The organism is Kosakonia sacchari SP1 (genome assembly GCF_000300455.3).
GTDB classification, from domain to species: Bacteria; Pseudomonadota; Gammaproteobacteria; order Enterobacterales; family Enterobacteriaceae; genus Kosakonia; species Kosakonia sacchari.
The window spans coordinates 758658-785368 of the sequence record NZ_CP007215.2; the positions used below are offsets into that span (position 1 = coordinate 758658).

Annotated in this window: 25 protein-coding genes and 1 tRNA gene; 18 read left to right on the forward strand and 8 right to left on the reverse strand. The window is 53.5% G+C overall.

The window, feature by feature from the left end; all coding sequences use genetic code 11:
• The first annotated feature begins 22 nt into the window (after positions 1–22).
• From C813_RS47465 to C813_RS26605, 7 genes are all read left to right on the forward strand, one after another.
• Complete coding sequence (locus C813_RS47465) at positions 23–1177, forward strand: PAAR domain-containing protein (RefSeq protein ID WP_017457544.1); 1155 nt, start codon at positions 23–25, stop codon at positions 1175–1177.
• The gene (locus tag C813_RS26580) at positions 1170–1439 is read left to right on the forward strand and encodes a hypothetical protein (RefSeq protein ID WP_017457545.1); all 270 of its coding nucleotides are present in this window, start codon (positions 1170–1172) and stop codon (positions 1437–1439) included. Before C813_RS47465 ends, C813_RS26580 begins: the two co-directional genes overlap by 8 nt.
• A gap of 67 nt (positions 1440–1506) precedes the next feature.
• The gene (gene tssF / locus C813_RS26585; protein ID WP_017457546.1) at positions 1507–3261 is read left to right on the forward strand and encodes a type VI secretion system baseplate subunit TssF; all 1755 of its coding nucleotides are present in this window, start codon (positions 1507–1509) and stop codon (positions 3259–3261) included.
• On the forward strand, positions 3225–4310 hold the full coding sequence (gene tssG, locus C813_RS26590) for a type VI secretion system baseplate subunit TssG (RefSeq protein WP_017457547.1): 1086 nt from the start codon (positions 3225–3227) through the stop codon (positions 4308–4310). Before tssF ends, tssG begins: the two co-directional genes overlap by 37 nt.
• Entirely contained in the window at positions 4288–4833 is a 546-nt protein-coding gene (gene tssJ / locus C813_RS26595) for a type VI secretion system lipoprotein TssJ (RefSeq protein ID WP_017457548.1), read from the forward strand. Before tssG ends, tssJ begins: the two co-directional genes overlap by 23 nt.
• Positions 4833–5270 carry a type VI secretion system baseplate subunit TssE gene (gene tssE, locus C813_RS26600; protein ID WP_017457549.1) on the forward strand — a complete coding sequence of 146 codons (438 nt, stop codon included), beginning with the start codon at positions 4833–4835 and terminating at the stop codon, positions 5268–5270. The genes tssJ and tssE overlap by 1 nt, the downstream gene beginning before the upstream one ends.
• Before the next feature lie 393 nt (positions 5271–5663).
• The gene (locus C813_RS26605; protein WP_017457550.1) at positions 5664–7073 is read left to right on the forward strand and encodes a VasL domain-containing protein; all 1410 of its coding nucleotides are present in this window, start codon (positions 5664–5666) and stop codon (positions 7071–7073) included.
• 685 nt (positions 7074–7758) lie between these two features.
• On the opposite strand, the gene C813_RS26610 is transcribed toward C813_RS26605, so the two are convergent.
• Together C813_RS26610 and C813_RS26615 are read right to left on the reverse strand one after the other, a co-directional pair.
• A tRNA-Phe gene (locus tag C813_RS26610) sits at positions 7759–7834 on the reverse strand.
• A 105-nt stretch (positions 7835–7939) separates the two neighbouring features.
• The gene (locus tag C813_RS26615) at positions 7940–8656 is read right to left on the reverse strand and encodes a DUF554 domain-containing protein (RefSeq protein ID WP_017457551.1); all 717 of its coding nucleotides are present in this window, start codon (positions 8654–8656) and stop codon (positions 7940–7942) included.
• 399 nt (positions 8657–9055) lie between these two features.
• Between C813_RS26615 and C813_RS26620 the strand changes: the two genes are divergently transcribed.
• Positions 9056–11191, forward strand: a complete 2136-nt coding sequence (locus tag C813_RS26620; RefSeq protein WP_017457552.1) for an ornithine decarboxylase — start codon at positions 9056–9058, stop codon at positions 11189–11191.
• Positions 11192–11226: 35 nt separating this feature from the next.
• On the opposite strand, the gene C813_RS26625 is transcribed toward C813_RS26620, so the two are convergent.
• Both C813_RS26625 and C813_RS26630 read right to left on the reverse strand, forming a co-directional pair.
• Positions 11227–11919, reverse strand: a complete 693-nt coding sequence (locus C813_RS26625) for a response regulator (protein WP_017457553.1) — start codon at positions 11917–11919, stop codon at positions 11227–11229.
• Positions 11909–13546, reverse strand: coding sequence for an ATP-binding protein (locus C813_RS26630; protein WP_017457554.1), 1638 nt, complete (start codon positions 13544–13546; stop codon positions 11909–11911). Before C813_RS26630 ends, C813_RS26625 begins: the two co-directional genes overlap by 11 nt.
• A gap of 335 nt (positions 13547–13881) precedes the next feature.
• Here C813_RS26630 and C813_RS26635 point away from each other — a divergent pair, with 335 nt between their 5' ends.
• From C813_RS26635 to citG, 8 genes are read left to right on the forward strand one after another with little or no spacing between them, the layout of a single operon-like run.
• Positions 13882–15246 carry a 2-hydroxycarboxylate transporter family protein gene (locus tag C813_RS26635; protein WP_017457555.1) on the forward strand — a complete coding sequence of 455 codons (1365 nt, stop codon included), beginning with the start codon at positions 13882–13884 and terminating at the stop codon, positions 15244–15246.
• A gap of 21 nt (positions 15247–15267) precedes the next feature.
• Positions 15268–16131, forward strand: a complete 864-nt coding sequence (locus C813_RS26640; RefSeq protein ID WP_017457556.1) for a fumarylacetoacetate hydrolase family protein — start codon at positions 15268–15270, stop codon at positions 16129–16131.
• A 16-nt stretch (positions 16132–16147) separates the two neighbouring features.
• Positions 16148–17167 carry a [citrate (pro-3S)-lyase] ligase gene (gene citC / locus C813_RS26645; RefSeq protein WP_017457557.1) on the forward strand — a complete coding sequence of 340 codons (1020 nt, stop codon included), beginning with the start codon at positions 16148–16150 and terminating at the stop codon, positions 17165–17167.
• Positions 17168–17184: 17 nt separating this feature from the next.
• Positions 17185–17478 carry a citrate lyase acyl carrier protein gene (citD, locus tag C813_RS26650; protein WP_017457558.1) on the forward strand — a complete coding sequence of 98 codons (294 nt, stop codon included), beginning with the start codon at positions 17185–17187 and terminating at the stop codon, positions 17476–17478.
• Positions 17475–18350: a citrate (pro-3S)-lyase subunit beta gene (citE, locus tag C813_RS26655; protein ID WP_017457559.1), complete on the forward strand. Its 876-nt coding sequence runs from the start codon at positions 17475–17477 to the stop codon at positions 18348–18350. The genes citD and citE overlap by 4 nt, the downstream gene beginning before the upstream one ends.
• A gap of 10 nt (positions 18351–18360) precedes the next feature.
• Positions 18361–19887, forward strand: a complete 1527-nt coding sequence (citF, locus tag C813_RS26660; RefSeq protein WP_017457560.1) for a citrate lyase subunit alpha — start codon at positions 18361–18363, stop codon at positions 19885–19887.
• Positions 19884–20423: a citrate lyase holo-[acyl-carrier protein] synthase gene (citX, locus tag C813_RS26665; protein WP_017457561.1), complete on the forward strand. Its 540-nt coding sequence runs from the start codon at positions 19884–19886 to the stop codon at positions 20421–20423. Before citF ends, citX begins: the two co-directional genes overlap by 4 nt.
• Entirely contained in the window at positions 20401–21228 is an 828-nt protein-coding gene (gene citG, locus C813_RS26670; protein WP_017457562.1) for a triphosphoribosyl-dephospho-CoA synthase CitG, read from the forward strand. Before citX ends, citG begins: the two co-directional genes overlap by 23 nt.
• A gap of 241 nt (positions 21229–21469) precedes the next feature.
• Here the strand turns inward: citG and C813_RS26675 are convergent, their stop codons facing one another.
• From C813_RS26675 to mutY, 4 genes are all read right to left on the reverse strand, one after another.
• A complete protein-coding gene (locus C813_RS26675; protein ID WP_017457563.1) occupies positions 21470–22723 on the reverse strand; it encodes a nucleoside permease in 1254 nt (417 codons plus the stop codon).
• A 238-nt stretch (positions 22724–22961) separates the two neighbouring features.
• A complete protein-coding gene (gene mltC / locus C813_RS26680) occupies positions 22962–24044 on the reverse strand; it encodes a membrane-bound lytic murein transglycosylase MltC (protein WP_017457564.1) in 1083 nt (360 codons plus the stop codon).
• A gap of 109 nt (positions 24045–24153) precedes the next feature.
• The gene (locus tag C813_RS26685; RefSeq protein WP_017457565.1) at positions 24154–24429 is read right to left on the reverse strand and encodes an oxidative damage protection protein; all 276 of its coding nucleotides are present in this window, start codon (positions 24427–24429) and stop codon (positions 24154–24156) included.
• A 25-nt stretch (positions 24430–24454) separates the two neighbouring features.
• Positions 24455–25504, reverse strand: coding sequence for an A/G-specific adenine glycosylase (gene mutY / locus C813_RS26690; RefSeq protein WP_017457566.1), 1050 nt, complete (start codon positions 25502–25504; stop codon positions 24455–24457).
• Between the two features lie 142 nt (positions 25505–25646).
• On the opposite strand from mutY, the gene trmB reads away from it, so the two are divergent.
• Together trmB and C813_RS26700 are read left to right on the forward strand one after the other, a co-directional pair.
• Positions 25647–26366 carry a tRNA (guanosine(46)-N7)-methyltransferase TrmB gene (trmB, locus tag C813_RS26695; protein ID WP_017457567.1) on the forward strand — a complete coding sequence of 240 codons (720 nt, stop codon included), beginning with the start codon at positions 25647–25649 and terminating at the stop codon, positions 26364–26366.
• Positions 26366–26692 carry a YggL family protein gene (locus tag C813_RS26700; RefSeq protein WP_017457568.1) on the forward strand — a complete coding sequence of 109 codons (327 nt, stop codon included), beginning with the start codon at positions 26366–26368 and terminating at the stop codon, positions 26690–26692. Before trmB ends, C813_RS26700 begins: the two co-directional genes overlap by 1 nt.
• Positions 26693–26711 lie beyond the last annotated feature (19 nt).

A 26711-nucleotide genomic window follows, 5' to 3' on the forward strand; every position in this document is an offset into this window, starting at 1 on the left:
GAATTTAGCGAAAAGGGAAGTTATGTCAGCAGAAGGTTTTTATCTGGTGCAGGGCGACAAAACGACCTGCGGCGGGAGAATTATCACCGGTGCAGAGGATCATTCGCTGTTTGATAGACCTGTTGCCCGTGAACAGGACAGCGTGACCTGTGGAAAACATGCCGGGCTTTACAAGATAGCCGGTGGCATCGACAACGATACCATACACGGCAGGCGAATGGCCGGAACACTCGACAGCTACAGTACCTGTCCGTGTAAGGCGAAGTTTATTCCATCGATGATGAATGATACATATGAGAAGAGTTCGGCTGGAGCAATTTCAACTGCAGGAGGATCTGGAACGGATGCTGTTTATCAGACGTTTCTGGCTGGCTTACGGGCTGATACGATGTTGGCTCTGGGTATTGATAGTAGCCAGTTTGGTCCAAATGACTTTGCGGGAATATGTATTGCAGAGCCGAATGAACTGAGCGATGGTGTTTTCCTTTGGACAGAAAACCAGGGGGCAGGACATGCTTTCGTTTCGATACACATTAAAAATATGATCCATGTTTTCACCTATGGACGATATGATCAGGAAGGGTTTAGTCCCGTAGGTGAAGGAGTGTTGATTAAATATTCCAGCGAAAGAGCGGAAAGGTTTTACACAAAAGTACTTTATCGGATGAGGGCGTCAGTTTTTAAAATACTGGACGTTGATGAATCTAACACGCTATCAATATTTAATGCTTTATGGGCATCCAGCAGTGTTCACCCTGATGGAAAAAATACCAGTGCGGAGATAAAAGAAAATGGACGTGTTATTGATAGATATAACCTGGCAGTCAACAACTATACTACAACGTCAGTAACGGGACTTAAAAAAGCAGGTACCGGAATATTTAACGTGAGCCTGCTTGACTCTTTTGGTTACAGCGAAGACTTTGCGATCCCATCGTCCCTGAATGCTTATCTGGAGGAGTTAGCTGTAAATCCAGCTGATATGCGAATAATGAGAATGACTGACGAATTTAAGGGCAACTATCATAACGCTTCAAATTATAAGGAAATTGAAGGTGCAGGCAGCGGTAATGAAACTGCCGGGGCAATAGGCAAAGTAAGTGGATTCGCCGGAAAAGGCTCGAGCGGTTATGCCCCCACAACATTCAGCCAGTCCCAGGGATTTGAGAATGATTAAACCTCTACTGATTGCTTTTGTGCCCGTAGCCTTATTTTTACTGGTCAGCACAGCGGTTCTTTCCCTGTCATTTATGGATATCAAATACACTTATGAACCCGTATTAATTGGAACGCATCTGGATTATCTGGTTGACGAAACCTACTCTATGGTCTGGTTATTCTTTGCTACATCGAATATTGCTTTTATTGTTATTTATATTGTCTTTCTCCTGGTTTTTAAACGATTAAGTAAGAAAGATCAGCCGGTACGATCTCAATAAGTTGCAGGCTGTTATGGCTTCGCTTTATTCCTGAACACTGTAAGTCACTCAATCATATTGGTTATCTATGGATGATTTAACCCTGCGTTATTACGACGCTGAAATGCGTTACCTGCTGGAAGCGGGTGAAGAGTTTGCCCGCGCTCATCCTGAGCAGGCGGCAATGCTTAACCTCGATAAGGCTGGTGCCCGTGACCCGTATGTGGAACGCCTGTTCGAGGGCTTTGCTTTCCTCATGGGGCGGTTGCGCGAGAAGCTCGACGATGACCTGCCGGAGCTGACCGAAGGATTGGTCAGCCTGCTGTGGCCCCATTACCTGCGCACCATACCGTCGATGTCCGTGGTGGAGTTCACTCCCGACTGGCGTGAAATGAAGGAACAGATGCGTATCGTCAAAGGTTTCGAGGTGAACTCGCGGCCGATCGGTGAAAATGGCACCCGCTGCCGGTACACCACCACCAAAGAGATCACCCTTCAGCCGCTGTCGCTTGAGCACGCAAGTCTGATAACCGATCCTGATGGCCGGTCGGTGATTACGCTGCGCTTTAACTGTAGTCAACTTGCAGACTGGAGCCGTATCGATCTCAGCCTGATCCCGTTTTACTTCAATGCTGACACACCGCTGGCTTGCGCCATGCATGAAGCTTTTACCATGAATATCGCCCGTCTGTGGTTGCGGATGTCCGGTGATGTGGAGAGAAGACCGCTTGACGGGTATTTCACCGCGCTCGGGTTTGGTGATGACGACGGTCTGTGGCCGAAGGGGGAGAGTAGTTTCAGTGGCTATCAGCTGCTACTGGAGTATTTCACCTTTCGCGAGAAATTCATGTTCACCGGGCTGCGAGGGCTGGAGGCCGTCGTCTTTCCGGCTGATCTCTCCTGGTTTGAAATAGATGTGGTCCTGGCTGAGCGCTGGGAGCATGACTTCAGCTTCACTGAAAAGCACTTGCGCCTCAACTGTGTACCGGTGATCAACCTGTTTCCGCTGGAATCAGACCCGCTGACGCTCGACGGATTGCAGACGGAATATATGTTGCGCCCGATGCGTGTGCAGGATGGTCACACAGAGATTTATGCGGTGGATTCGGTGATGTCATCCAGCCAGCATACCTACGTCCCCTTCACGAGCTTCCGCCACAAGGGGGGAATGATGCGCCATGAGGCACCGGAATATTACTGGCACACCCGTGTGCGTCGTGGTCCATCCGGGTTGCATAACACCTGGCTTATTCTCGGCGGTGAAGCCTTTGATAACCATACCATCCCGGAAGATGAAAGCCTTTCTCTGACGCTCACCGGCACAAATGGTCAGCTACCTCGCCGCGCGCTGCAGAGTACTGTGCTCGACACGGTGATGAAAACCACCTCGGTCAGCATTGCTGTTCGCAACCTTTGCGCCCCGACGCTTCCCTGCTATCCGCCGGCACAGGACAGGTTTCACTGGCGTGTACTCAGCCACCTCGGCAGCGGGTTCCTTTCGATGATGGATAATGCCGATGTGCTGCGTGGCACCCTTGCGTTGTATGAGTGGACCGACAGTGAGATGAACCGCCGCCGTCTGGAAGCCATCATTGATGTGAAGCACAGTGAAACTGAGCGCTTTGAGCAGGGCTACCTGGTGCGCGGTGTACAGATAGAAGTGATGTTGGACAGCCACGGTTTTGCCGGGCGTGGCGACATCTGTCTGTTCGGCGAGATGCTGAGTCGCTTCTTTGCGCTCTACACCGACATTTACCTGTTTAATCGCCTGATTATTATTCTGCAACCGACCGGAGAACGTCTGGAATGGGAAGAGAAGCACAATCGCCGTATTCCCGGCTGACCGCGCGGCTGGAAGCAGACCTCAACCGGATCAATTTCTATCGTTTCTGTCAGTTACTGGAGAAACGGCATCCGGACAAGTCGTTGATGGGTTCAACCAGCCACCCGGCAGATGACCCGGTGCGCTTTGCGCCGCATCCAGGAATGGGATTTCCGGTCAGTGAGCTGAAGGCGATTGAATACGATGAAGACGATGACAGCAAACCGGCGATCATCCGTGCCACGTTTATGGGATTGTACGGCGTAGATTCCCCGCTGCCGACGGCATATCTCGATGACATTACTCAGCGTCGGGAAGGACATGAGGCGCTGCAGGGTTTTCTGGATATCTTTAACCACCGCATTCTGACGCAGTTCTACCGCATCTGGCGCAAGTATTCTTATCCGGCCACGTTTGAACGTGGTGGCACCGACAATATCTCTCAGTCATTGCTGGGGCTGGTAGGGCTGGGTATTCCCGGCACGGCTGAACATATTGCTACGCCAGTATCACGCTTTCTGGCTCTGCTTGGCGTGTTGCGTCAGCCGGGTAAAACCCAGGAGGGGATACAGGCACTGGTTAGCCTGCTGGCTCCGGATACCACCGTGCAGGTCAGCCCTTACTGTCTGCGCCCGGTAGAAGTGAGTAAACCTCTGGGCTTTTACGGAGATGAGGATTTTTTGCTGGATGGCAATACGCCGCTTGGCGACGAAGTGCTGGATGCCAACAGCCAGCTGCTGATTGCTCTTTCCACGGATAACGAACAGGAATCGCAGGGCTGGAGGCCGGATGGCCTGCTGTATCAGGATTTGCTGGTTATGCTGCGGGTATACCTGGGCTGGCGATTCAGGGCAAAAATTACTCTGACCATTTGTAGCCGCCAGCTGGCTTTCATGCCGTTGGGTGAAGGCCCTTTCTGGCTTGGGATAAACGGCGTATTCGGTGTGGAAGGTGATGAACTTCCGGACGATATCCCGCAGAGCTTTACGATAGAGTTGGGCTACTACACAGGACTGGAACCTGCGAAAACACAACAAGGAAACCGACGTGTCACGTACAAATTTAACTAAGGTCGCGTTCTGGCTACTGCCTGTGCTGGCGTTCAATCTGGTGGGCTGCGGGGTGACGCAGGGTATTACTGATGGCACCCAATCGGCATTTAACGCGGTGTTCTACAAAAAGATTAAGGTACTACATCTGGATTTCACGGCTCGTGAAGCACTGAACACTGATGCCCGTGAGAACAACGTGCTGTCTGAATCGGTTCTTGTGCGGATTTATCAGCTTAAAGACAACAAAACCTTCGACCAAAGTGTGTACCAGCAGCTACTGAACGACGGTGAAAAGGTGCTCGGAACTGATCTTTTGGCTACCCGTGTTGTCGTGCTTAAACCGGGCGGAGACGTGCTGCTCGATATGCCACTGGAAAAGGACGCGAATTACGTGGCCGTGGCTGGATTGTTCCGGCAACCCGATCTGGTGAAAAACACATGGAAGCTGAAGATAAACCGTGAAGAACTCGATCCCGATATGCCCCGGGTGGTTGAAGCCGGGAATAACTCTCTCAGGCTGCTACCGGTAAAGGACGAATAATGTCTCACAGCCAAAACTCTCCTTCTTTATATGAAATGCTCACCGGCAATTTCGTCGGTGGCCTCAACCTTCAGCAGGTCAATGAAGAAAATCAGGTCATACTTTCCGTACTGGACAATATGCAGCGCGTTCTTAACTGTCGTGCAGGCACATTGGCGCACCTGCCGGACTATGGGCTGCCTGACATGACCAAAATCCTCGAGGGCATGCCGGGGACGGCGCATGTACTGATGGGAACACTCTCCGCCGTCCTGCTCAAATATGAGCCACGCCTGAAAAAAATCGCCGTCGTACTGCTGGAGCAGGAAATCCCCGGTGAACTGCGTTATGCCATAGACGCTGAACTCAAAGGTATTGGCCTGGTGCGTTATGGCACAGATTTTAAACCCGAAGGGCGGGTTCTGTTGCGACATCTTAAGCAACAGCAGTATCTCTAAACGACACCCCGTACGTAAGGCCAGGGAAGATAGTGTTCGTAAAATCACAATTCCTGCAAAAGTGACCGTCCCAACAATCCCTCTACGCTTCGTTCATCAGTGATCGCCTGGCTGCTATTGCTACATTTCGCCAGGGAATGAAACCGTGTCAGGAACAGATGGTAGAGTGGCTAATGCGATATGAAACACAGCGTCCTGCAAAAGGCGCGGACAGATAATGCCAGCGTTTATATCTTGAACAAAAACTCAGAACGTACCCCAGCAATATTCTCGTGCCAAATCCATTTCCCACCTTGCAAAGCACGGCTTGCGTACGCGAACTCAGATATGAGCTCCTTTGTTGATAATGCCTTCTAAACCTTCCGTTCTATACAAGCTAAATGGATATCTGTCATGAATGACATTTCCCCCCGTAAAATCAAAACCGGTAGCGACCCGCGCACCCTGCCGGATTATGCCACCCTGCGCGATGAGCTGAGCAAGCTGAGTCATCCGGCGCGTCCGGACGTGAACTGGCGGTATGTAGAAAAGCTCTGTCTCTCACTGTTTGAGCAAAATGGCGTGGAATTGCAAACGGCCGCCTGGTATACGCTTGCCCGGACGCAACTGGCCGGATTATTCGGTCTGAATGAGGGCCTGGTAATACTGGAGGCCCTGATAAGCCATCAGTGGGGAGGGCTTTGGCCGCAGCCTGTACACGCCCGCATGGAAATTCTCAGCAATCTGAGCCAGCGCCTGCAGCAACGGATGCGCGCGCTAGCGCTAAACTACAGCGACCTCAGCCAGTTATATCGGGCGGAGCAACTGCTAACGCGTCTCGGCTCGGTGCTACAACGACTGGAACTTAAGCACCTGAGCCAGCTAGATACGTTGCGATTGATGATACATAACAGTGCTGTTCGGCTGGAAAATAGTGACGGCGCATCCGACTCTGGTGTAGCTATTCAGACTGGTATCGTGCTGCCTGCGACAGTAATGAATAGCGCGGGAATATTAAGTGATGCTTCGCCTGGTGCTCCTGTTACAGAAAAGAACGAACCGACCAACACAGTTAATTGGGTTTATGTTGCACAGCCCGAGCATCAGCCGAACGTGGATGTGCTGGCGGCGGTACCGGTACAGGAAAAAAAGTGGAAATCCTTTGCCGCCGGTATGTGCACCATGCTGGTAATCAGTGCGGCAACGGTGTGGGGCTGGCATGTCTTACATCGACTTAACCCGTTGCAGGCTCAGCTTGCTGCATCGCTGGCACCGTTACCCGCAACACTCACGCCCGCGCAACTTGATACGCTGTATCAGCACACTCCCATACCGCAATCCTTGTTCGCAGACACGCAGCAGCAGCTCGTGCGCTTAGGTCAGTTGTCGCCGGACTGGAATATTGACTACAGCCGTCAACTGATCGAACAGGTTCAGTCGCTCTGGCCTGAGCAGGCGAAACCGCTGACACAGCAATGGCTTCGGCAGTTAAACGCTGCCAGCATACTGACAGAAAATCTGAATGGCTGGCATCAAGGGATGACGAAGCTACAACAACTTAGTAACCAACTGAGTGGGCTGGATGAGCACAAGGGTAAATACATGACGGTCAGCGAACTCAAATCATCCGTCTTCGGCATGATGACCAGCTTCCAGCAAACTGAACCGACGGAGGAACAGCTTCGTCAGATTAACTTATTGCCAGTCGATTCTCCTCTGCGTCAGCAACTTATCCGACAACTGGAACAGCATCTCCGCTCTCAGATTTATACTCTGGGGCAGATAAAAAACAGCGCACCTGTAACGGAGTTGCTGCCCGAATGATCGGCAAATCACAGCACCACCTGAACGATTAAGGAAGCGACTCTTGGTGACAAGGATGATGGCTGATTCTCCATGCAGGAGAGTGCGCCACCTTTTTATTAGTGTGGTCACGCGCAGGACGTGGTGTATCAACAGCGGCCTTTTCCCGGGGTTGATGAGTTGGATCTGATGGGGAACTGCACTGATTTTGGGGCAGGGGGCAAGATGCCATCGCCTCATTTATCCAACGCGCTTTGCAGTATCCGTTCTGGATGAGGCGTGAGATTTGCGGCGAATAATCGAACGTAGTTCGACGGATAGTCCGTCTCTCCAAAAGCAAAAACCAGCCATAGGCTTGGTTCTCTGAATAAGTGGTGCCCGGACCCGGACCCGGACTAACGCCGTCAGGCGTTGAACAGCGCGCTTGTCGCGCTGGCCCCGAAGGGGTGAGCCGCTTGCGGCGAATAATCGAACGTAGTTCGATGGAGAGTCCGTCTCCCCAAAAGCAAAAACCCAGCCATAGGCTGGGTTCTCTGAATAAGTGGTGCCCGGACCCGGACTAACGCCGTCAGGCGTTGAACAGCGCGCTTGTCGCGCTGGCCCCGAAGGGGTGAGCCGCTTGCGGCGAATAATCGAACGTAGTTCGATGGAGAGTCCGTCTCCCCAAAAGCAAAAACCCAGCCATAGGCTGGGTTCTCTGAATAAGTGGTGCCCGGACTCGGAATCGAACCAAGGACACGGGGATTTTCAATCCCCTGCTCTACCGACTGAGCTATCCGGGCAACGGGGCGCATTAAACCTGATTCGCCGCGCTCCGTCAACGAAATTTCTTCAATTCGCTGCGGACTGCACAATCTATCACCACTTTGCGCATAATGCACGTTCGCTCAGGCAAAAAATGCTGTCCACAGGGCAGAAATCGGCATCGCAATCACCAGCGCGGGAAGCATATTCGCCACGGCAAACATCTTAATGCCGCAGATGCGCAACCCGGTCGCCAGCAGCAGGATGCCGCCAACGGCGGTGAAATCACCCATCATTGCGGGCGTGGTCAGCGGCAGAATCAGCGTTGCACAGGTGGCGAGAGTAAGCTGGATAATCAGCATCGGCACGGAGATCATCGCGACAGCAAAACCGAGTGAAGTGGCGAAGATCACGGCGGTAAAGAAATCGAGAAAAGCTTTGGCAATAAGAATGCTCGGATCGCCGGTCATCCCTTCGCGCATGGAACCAAAAATCCCGGTGCCGCTGGCACAAAACAGAATAATGATTGCCACCAGGCTCTGAATAAACGACTCGTGAGCGCTGTTGGCATCCCCGTCTTTACGTTTTTGCAGCAGATTACGTAGCGCGTTAACACCACCGCTGATACCACGCTCGACGTAACAGAGTTCGCCAATTAACGTTCCGACCAGCGTGGCGAGCACCATTACCGGCAAATTCACGCATTTGATCACCAGCAAAATACCGATACCCAGCGACGCAAGACCGAAAATCGAAGGCATTGAGGAACGGATGCGCTCGGGCAGGCGATGGCTGAGTAACGCGCCCAAGGTGCCGCCAATTAATACCGCAGCAGCGTTAATAAAAGGACCAGTAAGCACGAGTCACTCCTGTGTTTCATATAACTGAATAATATGCCGCGTAGAATAGCATTTTTATGCGCGACCACGCCCGGCCTGGTTGCGCCTCTTTGGGAAAGGTGACATGATTGCGCGAATTTTATTCCACCTTACGGGAGCTGCCAGATGACGTACATGACTGCTGTTTGTCACGCGTTTTGCACCTGCATGCCTTCGGGTACCCGTGTCATTTTCCCCCATATTTCACTCACCATGCGGTGAGGGTAACGCACGCTCACTGTAGGACAACAGTAAGATCAGAAGCTGTCTGCTTTTACTGATGTCTGGCGGTCGGAGCTGGTTCCAGTCAGACACGTTCGTTGGGCGAAGCAACTGCTTTGTCCGGGGTCTTTTACTCCCCTGAAACGGGTATTCGTGCTTATGAAATCAATGAAAATTGCCGTCAGCCGCGAGCTGATATCTGCGCTTTCCACCCACCGCGAAGTGGTGACGCTGGACAGTACCGATTTTACGGATGTGGCGGCAGTCGTCATGACATTAGCGGAGAGTCGCAGCGGCATTCTTGCGTTACTCAAACGGACGGGGTTTAACCTGCCGGTTTTTTTGTTCACTCAAGAGCCGGAGAGTGCGCCGCAAGGCGTGACAGCGGTGATCGGCGGTAAGGATCAGGACTGGCTGGAGCTGGAAACCGCCGCCTGCGACTATGAAGACAATCTGTTGCCGCCTTTTTTCGATACGCTGCGCCAGTATGTCGAAATGGACAACAGCACGTTTGCCTGCCCCGGTCATCAGCACGGCGAGTTCTTTAAAAAGCACCCGGCGGGCCGCCAGTTTTACGAATTCTTCGGCGAGAACGTTTTTCGCGCCGACATGTGCAACGCCGACGTCAAGCTTGGCGATTTACTGATCCACGAAGGTTCAGCAAAGCACGCGCAGAAGTTTGCCGCGAAGGTATTCAACGCCGATAAAACCTACTTTGTATTGAACGGCACTTCTGCCGCCAACAAAGTGGTGACCAATGCGCTGTTAACGCGGGGCGATCTGGTGCTGTTCGATCGTAATAACCATAAATCCAACCATCACGGTGCGTTGATCCAGGCTGGTGCAACGCCGGTTTATCTGGAAGCGGCGCGTAACCCGTTTGGCTTTATTGGTGGCATTGACGATCACTGCTTTGATGAGAGTTATCTGCGTGAGCTTATCCGCGAAGTCGCGCCGGAAAAGGCAGAGCAGCCGCGTCCGTTCCGCCTGGCGGTGATCCAGCTTGGTACTTACGACGGCACGATCTACAACGCACGGCAGGTGATCGACAAGATCGGCAACCTGTGTGACTACATTCTGTTTGATTCGGCCTGGGTAGGGTACGAGCAATTTATCCCGATGATGGCCGACTGCTCGCCGCTGCTGCTGGAGCTGAACGAGAACGATCCGGGTATTTTTGTCACCCAGTCGGTGCATAAGCAACAGGCCGGGTTCTCACAAACCTCGCAGATCCACAAAAAAGATAACCATCTGCGCGGACAGCCACGCTTTTGCCCGCATAAGCGGCTGAACAACGCTTTTATGCTGCATGCGTCAACCAGCCCGTTTTATCCGTTATTTGCCGCACTGGACGTTAACGCCAAGATCCATCAGGGCGAGAGCGGGCGTCGTCTGTGGGCAGAATGCGTAGCGCTGGGTATTGAAGCGCGCAAAGCGATCATCGCGAACTGTAAGATGATCAAACCCTTTGTGCCGCCGGAGATCGCCGGGCGACCGTGGCAGGATCACCCGACAGAAGTGATTGCCCGCGAGCGGCGCTTCTTCAGCTTTGAGCCGGGTGATAAATGGCACGGTTTTGAAGGGTATGCGCACGAGCAATACTTTGTTGATCCCTGCAAACTGCTGCTGACCACGCCAGGCATCGATGTGGAAACGGGTGAATATACTGAGTTCGGCATTCCGGCCACCATTCTGGCGCACTACCTGCGTGAAAATGGCATTGTTCCGGAGAAGTGCGATCTCAACTCGATCCTGTTCCTGCTGACGCCGGCCGAAAGCGCCGAGAAGATGGCGCAGCTGGTGGCGATGCTCGCCCAGTTCGAACAACATATTGAAGACGACACGCCGCTGGCTGACGTGCTGCCAACCATTTTTAATAAATATCCGGTACGTTATCGCGACTACACGCTGCGTGAACTGTGCCAGGAGATGCATGATCTGTACGTGAGTTTTGACGTAAAAGATCTGCAAAAAGCGATGTTCCGCAAAGCCAGCCTGCCGGCGGTCGTGATGAACCCGCAGGATGCTAACAGTGAGTTTATTCGCGGTAATGTTGAGCTGGTGCGCATCAGTAAGGCGGAAGGGCGCATCGCCGCCGAAGGTGCGCTGCCCTATCCGCCTGGTGTGCTCTGCGTGGTGCCGGGAGAAGTATGGGGCGGGGCGGTGCAGCGCTACTTCCTCGCGCTGGAAGAGGGCGTCAACCTACTGCCGGGCTTTTCACCGGAGCTACAGGGCGTTTATTCGGAGACCGACACCGATGGCATCAAACGCCTGTACGGTTATGTCCTGAAGTAGTTTTTAGCCCCTCAGCCACACGGTGAGGGGCCATTTCACGCAGCCACCCGGCGGTACATGCGCCTCGGGTGGCCAATTTTCCCGTACTGCATCTCCACCGCCAGAAACCCGGCTTCCACGCAGTGTTCCAGATAGCGCCGGGTGGTGGTTTTGCTCAACCCCGTTTCGCTCACCACTTCATCGACGGAGAAACAGCGCGCGATCTCATCAGCAAAAAGCTTCTGAATCAGTGCCAGTGTGCTCTCTTCAATGCCTTTACTGCCATTATCCTGGCGGAAATTCTTCGCCTGTAACTGGTAAAGCGAGTCCACGTTCTGTTGGTCGACAATTTTCCATACGCGTTGCTGCTCGGCGAATTGCACAAAGCGCTCCAGCGACTGACTCAGCCGCTTCCACGACACGGGTTTGAGGATATAGTCGAACGCGCCATTGCGGATCGCCTGGCTACAGGTGTCCATATCACTGGCGGCGGTAATGAAAATCACCGAGCAGTTCGCGCGAATAATCTGCGGATCGTTAATAAGCGTAATGCCTTTGCCATCCGGCAAATAGTTATCCAGTAACACTAACTGTGGTTGCGTGTTGCTCAATAACTCCCGCGCTTCGGCAAGCGACGAGGCAATACCAACCAGGCGCAAGCGCGGGTGTCTGCTGACCAGTTCCGCATTAAGCTGCGCAAGCGTGTTTTCATCTTCTACTATCAGCACGTCTATCAGTTCATGTTGCATAATTCTGATCTTCCAGGGTCGGCACGGGACGCGGTACGTTACCCGTTTCAGGAATAAACAAAGAGAAAATCGTGCCGCGAGGCGTGTTAGCGGAAACCTCAATCGATCCGCCCACCTGCGTGACATAGCTGGCGATCAGGTACAGACCAATGCCATGATCACCACTGCGCTTGGTGGTCATCCCGCGTTCAAAAATATGGTCGCGAATCGCCGGATCAATGCCGATACCGCGATCCGCCACTTCAATAATCAACTCCCGTTCGTTCAGCAAAATCAGCACTTCAACCGGTTCGTGAGGCAGCGTGGCGCGCTGGGTTGCTTCAATCGCGTTATCCAACAAATTACCGATGATGGAGATAAGCTCCGCTTCACCCAACAACCGGCAGGCTCTGTCCACCTGACACAGGGGATCAAAGGCCAGTTCGACACCTTTTTCACGGGCGCGTGCCGCTTTCCCCAGCAGCAAACCGCACAACGTCGGCGAGCTAAAACGCGAAGAGATAAAGTCCAGCAACTCCTGCGCGTGCTCTGACTGCGCCTGGATGTAGCGCACAGCTTCATCGTAGCGCTCCATATGTAGCAGGCCAGAGAGTGTGTTCATGCGGTTCAGTTGCTCGTGGCGCATAATGCGCAGGTTATCAACATAGCGCTTCACCTGGCTGAGTTGCGCGCTCAACGTGTCTATCTCGTTGCGATCGCGAAAGGTAATCACCCAGCCCTGCAATTTATTCTCCAGCATGATGCGTACCCGGCTGGCAATCACCGTTAACTGATTAAAACGGCAAATCTCATCGTGCGTGTCGTTTTCCAGCATCATCGAACGGTCAAAAAACGGTACCGGGGCAATGACTTCATCGATGGTTTGCCCGCGCAGTTCGCGCGTCGGCTGGCGTAACTCCAGAAGTTTGCGTGCTGCCTGATTGATCACTTCAATGCGCAGTTCGCTGTCAATCGCAATCACCCCTTCGTAGATCGATTCCATCATCGCCTTTTGCTGGCGCACCAGCAGGCCAATCTCCCGTGGCTCAAGGGAGAAAATCTGTTTTTTAATGCTGCGGGTAAAGAACCAGGAAAAAATAAACAGCGCTGCCAGCAGCAATACAGCGGCAATAAAAATGTTGATCACTTTACCGAGCGTGATGGTATCGAGATAACTGGTCAGATACCCCACCGACACAATCCCGATAACGCGCCCTGCATCATCAAAAATCGGCGCCTTACTGCGTAACGAAATACCCAACCCACCTTTGCGGATAGTGGTGATGCTTTTCCCGTGCAACACCTCGGTATTATCGTCACCCACTAATGTTTTTCCGACCACATCAGAATCGACTGAATGAAATAAATGCATGCCTTTGTTATCGCCGATAACAATAAAGCTTGCATCGCTATGCGCCACCACTTTATGCATAAATTGCGCGATGGCTCGAATATCTTTATCAGCAACCGACTGGCGTAAATTCGGAATAATGGCTATTTCCTCAGCCTGTATTTTTGCTCGTGCGCTCATTTCCTGATATAGCTGGCGACCGACATCCTTGTAATAATAAATGCCAAGCAGAACGAACAAACCGGAGAAAAAAAGCACCAGCGAAATAAAAAGTTTGATTTGGAAAGAGACTTTCATGACGGTTCGCACAGCAGCCAGCAAAGCGCCAATGTAGCATCTTTTTGCGCACGCGTACGCAGTTTACTGGAAACTTGTGATCCCTTGCACAGCCAGCACTGAAGCGGAAAAATGGTCTGTTAAATATTCTTTTTTGGAAATGTTATTAACTTGTGTTTCTATTTAAAAAAACCATAAAAACCACGCCAATAATTAAGGCGCAAATCACACAAAATAAAAGAAACCTTAAAAACCATAGGAGCCATTAAAACTCCGGTTTTAATATGCTATTCCTCACATAAAGTATGCGTTTAGCCCTTTACTCTACAGCCACAAAATAACCAAGGGGCTTAATTATGAGCACAACTGACGATTCATTCTCTGTTACCTCTGAATCGCTGGCGATTCAAAAAACATCACTGAAGGATAAGTGGTGGCACATTATGGATACGTGGAAAGTTGGGATTATACCACTGCCATTATTCCTGCTAGCCGGTGCGTTAATTGCTATCGATTGTCTTGGCGGCAAGTTGCCAAGCGATATCGTCGTGATGGTGGCGACACTGGCGTTCTTCGGCTTTGCCTGCGGTGAGTTCGGTAAACGTCTGCCGGTCGTGGGCAAGCTGGGCGCAGCGGCGATTTGCGCCACCTTTATTCCTTCGGCGATGGTGTATTACGGTTTGCTGCCGGATGTAGTGGTCGAGTCCACTACCAAGTTCTACAAATCAACCAACATCCTCTATCTCTACATCTGCTGCATCATTGTCGGCAGTATCATGAGTATGAACCGTACCACTCTGATTCAGGGCTTCCTGCGCATCTTCTTCCCAATGGTGTGTGGCGAAGTGGTTGGCATGCTGGTGGGTATGGGCGTTGGCCTGGCGCTGGGTATGGAACCGTTCCAGATCTTCTTCTTTATCATTCTGCCAATCATGGCGGGTGGTGTAGGTGAAGGCGCCATTCCGCTCTCTATCGGTTACGCCACCTTACTGCACATGGATCAGGGCGTTGCTCTGGGCCGTGTACTGCCAATGGTGATGCTGGGCGGTTTGACCGCAATCATTATTTCCGGCTGCCTGAACCAGTTGGGTAAACGCTTCCCGCATCTGACCGGCGAAGGCCAACTGATGCCAAACCGCAGCAATGGTGATGAACCAGCGCCGGCTGCCCCTGCGTTTTCCGGTAAAACTGATGTCACCACCATCGCGGCGGGCGCACTGCTGGCTGTGTTGCTATACATGATCGGCATGCTCGGCCACAAACTGATTGGCCTGCCTGCACCGGTCGGCATGCTGTTTGCCGCCGTGCTGGTCAAGCTGGCACACGGTGTTTCTCCGCGTCTGCTGGAAGGTTCTCAGGTGGTGTACAAATTCTTCCAGACCTCCGTGACTTACCCAATCCTCTTCGCCGTGGGCGTTGCCATTACGCCGTGGGAAGAGCTGGTTCACGCTTTCACTCTCGATAACCTGCTGGTGATCGTGAGTACCGTTTCCGCACTGGTTGCCACTGGTTTCTTCGTAGGTAAAAAGATTGGCATGCATCCGATTGATGTTGCCATTGTTTCCTGCTGCCAGAGTGGCCAGGGCGGTACAGGGGATGTTGCCATCCTGACTGCCGGTAACCGTATGAGCCTGATGCCGTTTGCACAGATTGCGACCCGTATTGGCGGTGCGATCAACGTGTCGGTATCGCTGCTGGTTCTTGGCAATTTCCTCGTCTGATTAAGCACTACAGGAACTGATATGAAACTCGCAAGCTTTGTCCATCAGGGGATCCGTAGCTACGGCATCGTCAAGGCTGATGGCGTCATCAATCTGGGCCAGCGCCTGGGCGACCGCTACGGTGATTTGAAATCGTTGCTCGCGGCCGACGCGCTGAGTGAGGCACAACAGCTGAGTGGTGAAGCGACGGATCTGTGCTTTGACGATCTCAACTTCCTGCCGGTTATTGAAAACCCGGGGAAAATTCTCTGCGTCGGCATGAACTACGCCGAAAAACGCAAAGAGTTTGATCAACATAACCCGGCGCCGACGCTGTTTGTACGCTTCGCCGACTCGCAAACCGGGCATAACGCGCCGGTGCTGAAACCGCGTCACTCCAGCGAATTCGATTACGAAGGTGAGCTGGCAGTAATCATCGGTAAAGGCGGTGAAAACATCTCTCGTGACGCGGCGTTAAGTCATGTCGCAGGTTACAGCTGTTATATGGATGGCTCTGCGCGTGACTGGCAGCATACCTGGTTCACCGCCGGTAAAAACTGGCGGCAGACCGGCGCGTTCGGCCCGTGGATGACCACGGCAGATGAGATCCCCGATCCGCATCAGCTCACTATCCGCACCTGGTTGAATGGTCGCATGGTGCAGGACGACAACACCGCCAGCATGATCCACAAGGTCGCCGAGCTTATCGAGTACATCAGCACCTTTACCAGCCTGACGCCGGGCGACGTCATCATCACTGGCTCACCGGGCGGTGTTGGCAAGAAACGCAATCCGCCGCTGTTCATGAAAGCGGGCGATCGCATCGAAGTGGAGATCGAAAACATCGGTCACCTCAGCAATGTGATTATTGATGCGCCAGCCCATGCGTTGACGGCAGCGCACTAAGGACGAAGGCAATACAATGCAAGCACGACCCTCCATCGACTTCCGCGTTGCGGAAGTCAACGGCAATACTCAACGGCTGGCCTCTATCCGCGCGTTGCTCGCAGACAGTGGTTTAGGTATGGACAGCGATATCACTACCTTCGTTGAAGCCTGGTCGGGAAACCGGCTGGTGGGTTGTGCTGGTCTCGCCGCCAACGTTATCAAGTGCGTAGCGGTTGAAGAACAGTTGCGTGGGGAAAACCTCAGTGCGCGGCTGCTGGCGGAAGTTGAGCATCTGGCGCTGGCGCGTGGACATTTTCATCTGTTCCTGTGCACGCGCCCTTGCAATCGGGAGCGTTTCCAGCACAGCGGTTTTTGGCCGGTTGCCCAGAGCGGCAACAACGCGATATTGATGGAAAATACGCCGTCTGGCATCCAGCGTTACTGCCGCACGTTGCAGGCGCGCCGCGTTGCCGGAAAGCGCATCGGCTCCATTGTGATGAACGCCAATCCCTTCACGCTTGGTCATCGGCATCTGGTGGAGCAGGCCGCACAGGCCTGCGACTGGCTGCACCTGTTTGTAGTGCGGGAAGATGCCTCGTTCTTTCCTTTCTCCGCACGGCTGAAAATGGTGAAGGCGGGCGTGGCGCATCTGCCAAATGCCACGGTTCACGAAGGCTCTCAGTACATTATTTCCCGCGCTACCTTTCCGGCTTATTTCCTCAAAGAGACCGGCAAAGTGCAGCAGGCGTGGAGCGAAATCGACCTGCTCATCTTCCGTAACCATATTGCCCCGGCGCTCGGTGTTACCCACCGCTTTATCGGCAGCGAGCCGTTTTGCGATATCACCCGCCAGTACAACCAGACTATGCATCAGTTGCTCGCGGGGGCGGTTGAAGTGGTGGAAGTTCCGCGCATTAAAGCGACCGGCACCGCCATCTCCGCCTCGGAAGTGCGTCGTTTACTCAAAACACACCAGTTTTCCCGTATTCGGGAAATTGTACCGGATACCACTTTTGCGCACCTTGAATCTCATTACAGCGCGGAAGTCGCTTAAAAATCAGGAAAATAACTATGAAAATTGTAAGGGAGGCGCTGGCCGGGACGATGGAGTCCAGCGACCTGATGGTGAAAATTGCCCCCGCAGAAGGCGAGCTGGAGATTGTTATCCACAGCGAGGTGATGAAGCAGTTCGGCGGTCAAATCCGCAAGGTAGTGGATGCCACGCTGCGCGCGATGGAGGTTCGCCAGGGCTTAATCATCATTGAAGACAAAGGCGCACTGGACTGTGTAATCCGCGCCCGTCTGCAAAGCGCCATTCTGCGCGCCGCCGAAGGCACTGAAATCGACTGGGGGAAACTGCTGTGAAAAAACTACGTCGTAGCATGCTGTTCCTGCCAGGCGCTAACGCTGCCATGCTCTCCACCGCCTTTATCTACCGCCCTGATTCGATCATGTTCGACCTAGAAGACGCGGTAGCGCTGCGCGAAAAAGACACCGCGCGCCTGCTGGTGTTCCACGCGCTACAGCACCCGATGTATCAGGATATGGAAACCGTGGTGCGTATTAACCCACTGAACACGCCGTTTGGCCTGCCAGATCTGGAAGCAGTGGTTCGTGCTGGTGTTGATGTGGTGCGTTTACCGAAAACGGATACGCCGGAAGATATCTACGAGCTGGAACGCCACCTGGAGCGCATCGAACTGGCCTGCGGTCGCGAAGTGGGATCGACCCGCGTAATGGCGGCGATTGAGTCGGCAGTTGGCGTCATTAACGCCGTTGCGATTGCGCGCAGCTCGCAGCGCTTAATTGGCATCGCGCTGGCCGCATTTGACTACGTAATGGATATGCAAACCGAACGTGGCGACGGCACCGAGCTGTTCTACGCGCGCTGCGCTGTGCTGCACGCCGCGCGTGCCGCTGGAATTGATGCGTTCGACGTGGTGTGGTCAGACGTCAATGATGAAGCCGGTTTCCTGCGCGAAGTCGACCTGGTGCGCAAAATGGGTTTCAACGGCAAGTCACTGATCAACCCGCGTCAAATCGATCTGCTGCATAACGCCTATGCGCCAACTCAGCAGGAAGTGGATCACGCGAAAGTGGTTATCGAAGCGGCGGAAGAGGGCGAGCGCAACGGCCTGGGCGTGGTTTCGCTGAACGGCAAAATGATTGACGCCCCGATTATTAATCATGCGCAGATGGTGCTGGAACGTGCAGCTGCGTCCGGCGTGCGTCGTTAAGGACAGAACAATGAACCAAACAGAGCTTCTTCACGTTAATTTTCCACACCTGCGTGATTTAAAACCCTTTGAAAGCGCGCATGCGGCTACGCCGTGGCTGGCGGATATCAACACCAAGCACACGCGCAAACTGTGCGCGACGCTGGAAGACGCGATTGCCCGCAGTGGTCTGAAAGACGGCATGACCATCTCTTTCCACCATGCATTTCGCGAAGGCGATCGTGTGATCAACAGCGTCGTGGCAACGCTGGCGCGTCTGGGATTTAAAAACTTGACGCTGGCGTCCAGTTCGCTGATGACCTGCAACGATGCGCTGATCGAGCATATTCAGAACGGTGTGATTTCGCGTATTTACACCTCCGGAATGCGCGGCAAGCTGGCGGATGCAATCTCTCACGGCCTGATGGCGGAACCGGTTCAGATCCACTCTCACGGCGGGCGCGTGAAGCTGTTGCAGGATGGTGAGCTGAACATTGATGTCGCTTTCCTCGGGGTGCCGTGCAGCGATGAGTTCGGTAACGCCAACGGTACACAGGGGAAATCCTGCTGTGGCTCGCTGGGTTACGCGATGGTGGACGCGCAGTTCGCCAAAAAAGTGGTGTTACTGACCGAAGAGCTGGTGCCGTTCCCGAACATGCCTGCGAGCCTTGGTCAGGATCAGGTTGATCTGATCGTGCAGGTAGAGAGCGTGGGCGATCCGGCGAAAATCAGCGTCGGCGCGGCACGCGTCACCAGCAATCCGCGCGAGTTGATGATCGCCCGTTACGCCGCGGATGTGATAGAGCATTCCGGTTATTTCAAAGACGGTTTCTCCATGCAGACCGGCTCCGGCGCAGCAGCGACCGCAGCGACGCGCTTCATGGAAGAAAAAATGGAGCGCCACGGGGTGAAAGCCCGCTTCGCGCTTGGCGGCATCACCGGTAGCCTGGTGGATCTGCATGAGAAAGGGCTTATTGAAAAACTGCTGGATACGCAGTGTTTCGATGGCGAAGCGGCGGCTTCGCTGCGCCGTAACCTGAACCATGTCGAGATCTCCACTAACGTCTATGCCAACCCGGGCGGTAAAGCTGCCAGCTGCGATCAACTGGATGTGGTGATCCTCAGCGCGCTGGAGATCGATGTCGACTTCAACGTTAACGTCATCACCGGTTCTGATGGCGTGATGCGTGGCGCATCCGGCGGCCACTGCGATGTCGCGGCAGCGGCAAACCTCACCATTGTCGTGGCTCCTTTGCTACGCAGCCGCATTCCTACTGTTGTAAAACGCGTGACCACGTTGCTGACACCAGGGGAAAGCATCGACGTGCTGGTCACCGATCATGGTATTGCTGTTAACCCGGCTCGACCGGATATTCGTGAGCGTTTACTGGCGGCAGGGCTGAAAATCGTCGACATCGAAGCGCTTTACCAGCGTGCGATTTCACTGACCGGCGAACCGAAACCGATCGCATTCACTGACCGCATTGTTGGCGTGATCCGTTATCGCGACGGCAGCGTGATCGATGTGGTTCGTCAGGTTAAAGAGGACAATCTATGACCACACTGACGCCCGTGAGAGCGGGCGTCAGCCTCGAAGCTCTGCTGGCGGCGAAAGATAGCCGCGCGGCGCGTCAGGCTGACTGGCTCACTCACTATCAACAACCGGTTATTTCGCTGACGCTGGTTACCCCCGGCGCGGTAAAAGACAGTATTCGCTACCGCAATACTATGGGCGTGGCACTCCAGGCCTGTGACCAGCTGCTGTGGCAAAACCACTGGCGCGTGCTGGACAGGCAGGTATTGTGGCTACCAACCGGTGCGGAAGCGCTGTGGTGCGTGGAGCATCCGGCGGTGGAAATCAAAGCGCAATGCGTGGAGATGGAACAGACTCATCCGCTTGGCAGACTGTGGGATTTCGATGTGTTTTGCCCGAAAGAAGGCCAGGTTGGGCGGCATTCGCTGGATTTAAATACCCGACTCTGCCTGGTATGTGATGAACCTGCACACGGCTGCGCCCGCTCGCGTCGCCATTCGGTAGAAGATGTAGTGGCTCGTGTGGAGAAGTTAATCGATGGCTGGTTTGCTCGCGACTAAATCCGCCATTGCTGACGTGCCTGAGCTTGCGGCGCAGGCGCTGCGTCTTGAGCTGGATTTAACCCCCAAACCTGGGCTGGTGGACAGAGCCAATAACGGCTCGCACCAGGATATGGATCATGCGCTGTTTTTAAAAAGTATTGCGGCGATCGCACCATGGTTCACGGTGTTTGCCGGGGCGGGTAAAACCCATGCGCAGAAACCAACCAGCGAACAGCTACGGCTGCTGCGCCCGATGGGGATCGCCTGCGAGCAAGCGATGTTCACGGCGACAGGGGGCGTGAACACACACAAAGGCGGTATTTTTTCACTTGGTCTGCTCTGTTTTGCTGCCGGGCGTTTGCAGGGGCAAGGGCGCATGGTTAGCGCTGACGCGCTTTGCCAGCAGGTGAGTGAAATCTGTTGTGGATTAGTGGCGCGTGAGCTGGCTGATCGCCCACAGGCTATCACGGCGGGTGAAAAACAGTTTCGTCAGTATGGGCTGACGGGCGCACGCGGTGAAGCGGAACAGGGGTTTATCACTGTGCGCCGCGCGGTGTTGCCGTACTGGCATCAGGAGCATGGGGAGCGGCGGTTACACAATGCGCTGCTGCGCCTGATGGCCGCGAACCGCGACAGTAATCTGGTATCTCGCGGCGGTATTGAAGGGCTGCACTACGTACAGGATTATGCGGCGAGATTGCTGGTAACGGGCTGGAATAGCGACGCGCTTCGCGATATGGATGATGCGTTAATGGCGCGTCGGTTAAGTCCTGGCGGGAGCGCCGACCTGCTGGCGGTGGCCTGGGTTCTTGCCGGGCTGTAAGCAGGTCATAAAAAACATTTGTCTGGCGGATGGTATTGATTACGACTAGGAGGCGTGCATTAAAAGCCTTAATAAAAAGTCTCTGCCTGTTCTGAACAAATTACATCCAAAGGCAATAAGCTAAAGCCTGTTGCTGACCACCTCTGCAAAAAGAGTTGGTCAAATGGCCACAAAAAACCCGGCGCTCAGGCCGGGTTTTGTCTTTGCATCTTTAACCACCTTCAGGAGATGGTTAACAGTTTCAGGCTTTCTGCGCCACGCCTTCTGGCTCACGCACGTGTTTATATTTAAACAGCATCACGAAGGCGAAGGCCAGCACCAGCGAGTAACCTGCGAAAATCAGCCACACGGTTTTCCAGTCGGTGATGCCCGCCGTGGTGTAGATCTCAACCACTTTGCCGCTCACCATCCCGCCGAGAATACAGCCGAAGCCGTTGGTCATCATCAGCAACATACCCTGTGCACTGGCGCGGATAGCCGGATTCACCTCTTTCTCCACAAATACCGAACCGGAGATGTTGAAGAAGTCGAATGCACAACCGTAAACGATCATCGACAGAACCAGCAGCACGGTACCGAACGGCGTCGGGTCGCCATAGGCAAACAGACCAAAACGCAGCACCCAGGCGATGATACTGATCAGCATGACGTTCTTGATGCCGTAACGGCTCATAAAGAACGGAATTGCCAGGATAAACGCGGTTTCGGAAATCTGCGAAATCGACATCATCACCGACGCATGTGTCACGATGAAGCTATTGGCGAACAACGGGTTCGCGTCGAAGCTGTGCAGGAAGGTGTTGCCGAACATGTTGGTGATTTGCAGTTCGGCGCCCAGCAGCATCGAGAAGATAAAGAAGATCGCCATGCGCTTGTTTTTAAACAGCGCGAAAGCGTTCAGGCCCAGCATTTCCACCCAGGTCTGTTTCTCTTTGCTTTTGGCAACCGGCATATGCGGCAGCGTCAGAGAGAACAGGCTCAGCACCAGCGACAGCGCCGCGCCAATATAGAGCTGCATATGGCTCAGTTCGAAACCGGAGAAGCTCACCGCCCACATCGCCAGAATAAAGCCGATGGTGCCCCAGATACGAATCGGTGGGAAATCGGTCACGATATCGTGGCCTGCGGATTTCAGGCGGAAGTAAGAAATGGTGTTCACCAGGCCCAGCGTTGGCATGTAGGCCAGCGAGTTAAGCAGGATGATGACAAACATTGCGCCTGGCGTGGTGACGCCTGCGGCGATAAATAACGTAATCGCCCCAATCAGATGGCACAGCGCATACACCCATTTTGCGCTTAGCCACTTGTCCGCAACGATACCGAGCAGCGTTGGCATCAGCAGTGATGCAATACCCAGCGAGCTATACACCGCGCCAATTTCCGCGCCCTGGAATTTCAGGGTAACGAACATATAAGAGCCAAGCGTAGTCAGCCAGCTTCCCCACAGGCAGAACTGCAGAAAGATAATGACTTTCAGCTGCAGCTTAAGATTCATGCTAATTTCCTCACAAAGGAGAGTGATAGATGTTGGAATGGGCACAATTGCGTTTGTTATGTGTCAGGATTCTACCATCTACGGGGTGGCGAATTTGTTATGCCCGACATAAAAATGCAAACTTCCTCTGATTGCATTTTTATATGGTGACGGATATCACAATTTAGCGCAACCGTTTGCATCACTCACATGAATACCTTATGCCTCTTTCGTCGGGGCAGACGAAAGAGGCAGCAGATTAGTTGCGACGGTAGGTTTTCTGCGCAGCGTTAACTTTGTAGAGATAGCGGCGCGATTCCGCCGACGGATGGCGGGTAGTCAGGGTCTGGTACACATCTCCTGGCGTCATGGTGTTGATGATATTTGCCGCCTGCACTTTATCGGCGGAAAAGACGCGCAACACGCTGCCGGCACCGCCGTTATAAGCGGTAATAACCGCATAGCGCCGTGACGTTGGGTTATTGATCCCGGAGAGATAAATGTTATTCAACATCGCCAGATAGGCGGTACCTGTATCAATGTTACTTTGTGGATCAAACAGATAACTGCGATCGGGCGTGCCAGATTTCCCCTGCGCGCGGAACACATCTTTACCGGCGCTATGCTGCACAACCTGCATTAAGCCCAGCGCATCGGAGCGGCTGACGGCGTACGGGTTAAAGGAGGATTCGGTTTGCATAATCGCCAGAATCAGCGATTCGTCAACGCCATACTTATGTGACGCTTTGCGCACCATCCCGACGTATTTATGTGCGCGTTTATCCAGGTGGTTTGGCACCAGGTTAATGGTCACGCTGTAGATCATACGTAAACCATTGCTGCGGCTTTTCAGCCGTGTCTGCAGCAAATAGTCTGCAAACTGCGCGGCACGCCATTGCCAGCGAATGGCTTCGCCGTTGTTATCCAGCACCTGCCCATACAGGAACGGCTCTTTCGAGATCTGAATATCGTCAACATCGGAGTAAAGATCGATTGAACCCGGATCGTCGCCCATCAGCAAGGTTTTGATAATCGCCTGGCGCAAATGCGCCGCAGGATCGGTGCCGGAGATCGTCTCGACGGTGATCGTCCCCTCATCGAAGTTGATGTGGCTGCGGGTTTGGTACTGGTCGGTATATTTAACGTAGTCCTTTGGGCCTGCGATCAGAACCTCGTTAAATCCCCATAAATTCTCAATATTATGGGCAAATTGTCCCATCAGGATGTCAAAACCGTTGGTGTCTTTAATCCAGGCTTCGTTGTAGTCGTCGCCCGTTTTATTCGAACTGGAACAAGAAATCAGCAACGGCGCAATAATCGCTAGCGCTAAATATTTTTTCATCATTCCGGGATGCAATTGTGTTGGTGTGTTAGCGCCGGTGTCCTCTGCGCACTGGCAATGCCTTCCCATGTATTCGCGGCATTACCAGTGATTGCGCGTGAACAGCGGCTTATTTTTTTTCTGGCGGCGTATAGCCTTCAATGTGCACGTCTTTGCCTTCAAACAGGAAATTCACCATCTCCTCTTCCAGCAATTTACGGTGCTCAGTGTTCATCATGTTGAGCTTTTTCTCGTTGATCAGCATGGTTTGCTTATGCTGCCACTGTTTCCAGGCCTCTTTCGAGATCTCGTTGTAAATGCGTTTTCCGAGTTCGCCCGGATAGAGCTGGAAGTCTTGCCCTTCCGCTTCGCGTTGCAGGAAGGTACAAAAAATAGTTCTGCTCATTAAATAATCCTCTTTGCTTGCGCGCTTAACGGATTTCGGCGCGTAATTGCTGTATCAGGCGTTCCACGGGAGCCGCCAGACCGACGGATGGCGGTTGCGCTAAGTTATACCAAAGACCTGCGCCCTCATCCATGCAAGACGAGAACGAGGACACGCGAAGCCACATAGGCACAATATCCAGATGGAAATGGCTAAATGTATGGCGAAACGCCACAAGTTGGCTGAGATTATCGGCGCTAATCTTCCTCTGCGCCAGCCAGGCCCGCAGACTGGCCTCATCGCTGAACTGCGGGAAGCAGAATAACCCGCCCCACAGCCCGCTTGGTGGTCGCTGCTCAAGATACACCTCGCCTTCGTGCTGCATCAGCAGAAAATACCCGGTGCGTTCGGGCAGCGTCTGTTTCGGTTTTTTCCCCGGATATTGCGCCCAGGCATTCGACGCATAGGCTTCACAGCCCGTTTGCAGCGGGCAGAGCTCGCATTTCGGTTTCGAGCGGGTGCAAACCATCGCGCCAAGATCCATCATCGCCTGGTTAAAGCGCTCGACGCCCTGAGCCGGGGTGACCTCTGTGCTGATCTCCCACAAACGCTTTTCCACCTCTTTTTTACCCGGCCAACCACCCACCGCAAAGCAGCGCGCCAGCACACGTTTCACGTTGCCATCAAGAATTGGAAAATGTTTGCCCAGCGACAAAGAGAGGATAGCGCCCGCGGTCGAACGGCCAACCCCCGGAAGCGCGGCGACTTCTTCGAAGGTCTCCGGGAAGCGCCCGCCGTGCTGGTTTGCGACCTGCTGCGCGGCTTTATGTAAGTTGCGCGCACGGGCGTAATAGCCCAGCCCGGTCCATAAATGCAGCACCTCATCCAGCGGTGCGTTCGCCAGATCGGTAACCGTTGGAAAACGCGCCATAAAGCGCTGGAAGTAGGGGATTACGGTTGTTACTTGCGTTTGTTGCAACATCACTTCCGATAGCCATACTTTGTAAGGCGTTTTTTCAATTTGCCAGGGCAGGGTTTTTCGCCCGTATTTGTCGTACCAGCCCAGCACCTGGGCTGAAAATTGAGACGCTTGCATGGTCACCAGAATCACGTAATCAGGGGCGAAGATTGCAGCACAGAGGCGATGAGCTGTAAACCGGAACTTTCCGGTGCTTGCATCGGGCGATGAACTTTGGATAATGCCCGTTTCCTGAACACTCTCACAAGCAGATCACTTTATGAATAACGACGTCATTTCACCGGAATTTGATGAAAACGGCCGCCCGTTGCGCCGCATTCGCAGCTTTGTCCGTCGCCAGGGCCGCCTGACGAAAGGACAGCAACACGCGCTGGATAATTACTGGCCGGTGATGGGCGTTGAGTTCACTGAACAGCCGCTTGATTTCACCGCGCTGTTTGGCCGCACTGCTCCGGTTACGCTGGAGATCGGTTTTGGCATGGGCGCGTCGCTGGTTGAAATGGCGAAGATGCGCCCCGAACAGAATTTCCTCGGCATTGAAGTGCACTCGCCGGGCGTTGGCGCTTGCCTCTCCTCCGCACATGAAGAGGGCGTGGAAAACCTGCGCGTAATGTGCCACGACGCGGTGGAAGTGTTGCACAAGATGATTCCTGACAATTCTTTGAACATGGTGCAGCTCTTTTTCCCTGACCCGTGGCACAAAGCGCGTCATAATAAACGCCGCATCGTTCAGGTCCCCTTTGCTGAACTGGTGAAAAGTAAGCTTAAGCTGGGCGGCGTGTTTCATATGGCGACAGACTGGGAAGCCTATGCACAGCATATGCTGGAAGTGATGACGTCCATCGACGGTTACAAAAACCTGTCGGCGACCAACGATTTTGTGCCGCGTCCAGAGTCGCGCCCGGTAACCAAATTTGAACAGCGTGGCCATCGTCTTGGTCACGGCGTATGGGACTTAATGTTCGAGAGGGTGAAATAATGGCAACAAACCGCAGCCGTCGTTTGCGTAAAAAAATGCATATCGATGAATTTCAGGAACTGGGTTTTTCCGTTGCATGGCGCTTCCCGGAAGGCACCAGCGAAGAGCAGATTGATAAAACGGTTGATGACTTTATTCAGGAAGTGATTGAGCCGAACAAGCTGGCGTTTGACGGTAGCGGTTATCTGGCGTGGGATGGTCTGATTTGCCTGCAAGAGATTGGCAAATGTACGGAAGAGCATCAGGCTATCGTGCGCAAATGGCTTGAAGAACACCATCTGACCGAGGTACGCGTCAGCGAACTTTTCGACGTTTGGTGGGACTAACTAAAGCATAAGGGGCCAG

What these genes read in the sequence shown, in the direction of transcription:
- C813_RS47465 (WP_017457544.1), top strand. Translation starts at nt 23, where the DNA reads ATGTCAGCAGAAGGTTTTTATCTGGTGCAGGGCGACAAAACGACCTGC.
- C813_RS26580 (WP_017457545.1), top strand. Translation starts at nt 1,170, where the DNA reads ATGATTAAACCTCTACTGATTGCTTTTGTGCCCGTAGCCTTATTTTTA.
- tssF (WP_017457546.1), top strand. Translation starts at nt 1,507, where the DNA reads ATGGATGATTTAACCCTGCGTTATTACGACGCTGAAATGCGTTACCTG.
- tssG (WP_017457547.1), top strand. Translation starts at nt 3,225, where the DNA reads ATGGGAAGAGAAGCACAATCGCCGTATTCCCGGCTGACCGCGCGGCTG.
- tssE (WP_017457549.1), top strand. Translation starts at nt 4,833, where the DNA reads ATGTCTCACAGCCAAAACTCTCCTTCTTTATATGAAATGCTCACCGGC.
- C813_RS26605 (WP_017457550.1), top strand. Translation starts at nt 5,664, where the DNA reads ATGAATGACATTTCCCCCCGTAAAATCAAAACCGGTAGCGACCCGCGC.
- C813_RS26620 (WP_017457552.1), top strand. Translation starts at nt 9,056, where the DNA reads ATGAAATCAATGAAAATTGCCGTCAGCCGCGAGCTGATATCTGCGCTT.
- C813_RS26625 (WP_017457553.1), bottom strand. Translation starts at nt 11,919, where the DNA reads ATGCAACATGAACTGATAGACGTGCTGATAGTAGAAGATGAAAACACG.
- C813_RS26630 (WP_017457554.1), bottom strand. Translation starts at nt 13,546, where the DNA reads ATGAAAGTCTCTTTCCAAATCAAACTTTTTATTTCGCTGGTGCTTTTT.
- C813_RS26635 (WP_017457555.1), top strand. Translation starts at nt 13,882, where the DNA reads ATGAGCACAACTGACGATTCATTCTCTGTTACCTCTGAATCGCTGGCG.
- C813_RS26640 (WP_017457556.1), top strand. Translation starts at nt 15,268, where the DNA reads ATGAAACTCGCAAGCTTTGTCCATCAGGGGATCCGTAGCTACGGCATC.
- citC (WP_017457557.1), top strand. Translation starts at nt 16,148, where the DNA reads ATGCAAGCACGACCCTCCATCGACTTCCGCGTTGCGGAAGTCAACGGC.
- citD (WP_017457558.1), top strand. Translation starts at nt 17,185, where the DNA reads ATGAAAATTGTAAGGGAGGCGCTGGCCGGGACGATGGAGTCCAGCGAC.
- citF (WP_017457560.1), top strand. Translation starts at nt 18,361, where the DNA reads ATGAACCAAACAGAGCTTCTTCACGTTAATTTTCCACACCTGCGTGAT.
- citX (WP_017457561.1), top strand. Translation starts at nt 19,884, where the DNA reads ATGACCACACTGACGCCCGTGAGAGCGGGCGTCAGCCTCGAAGCTCTG.
- citG (WP_017457562.1), top strand. Translation starts at nt 20,401, where the DNA reads ATGGCTGGTTTGCTCGCGACTAAATCCGCCATTGCTGACGTGCCTGAG.
- C813_RS26675 (WP_017457563.1), bottom strand. Translation starts at nt 22,723, where the DNA reads ATGAATCTTAAGCTGCAGCTGAAAGTCATTATCTTTCTGCAGTTCTGC.
- mltC (WP_017457564.1), bottom strand. Translation starts at nt 24,044, where the DNA reads ATGAAAAAATATTTAGCGCTAGCGATTATTGCGCCGTTGCTGATTTCT.
- C813_RS26685 (WP_017457565.1), bottom strand. Translation starts at nt 24,429, where the DNA reads ATGAGCAGAACTATTTTTTGTACCTTCCTGCAACGCGAAGCGGAAGGG.
- mutY (WP_017457566.1), bottom strand. Translation starts at nt 25,504, where the DNA reads ATGCAAGCGTCTCAATTTTCAGCCCAGGTGCTGGGCTGGTACGACAAA.
- trmB (WP_017457567.1), top strand. Translation starts at nt 25,647, where the DNA reads ATGAATAACGACGTCATTTCACCGGAATTTGATGAAAACGGCCGCCCG.
- C813_RS26700 (WP_017457568.1), top strand. Translation starts at nt 26,366, where the DNA reads ATGGCAACAAACCGCAGCCGTCGTTTGCGTAAAAAAATGCATATCGAT.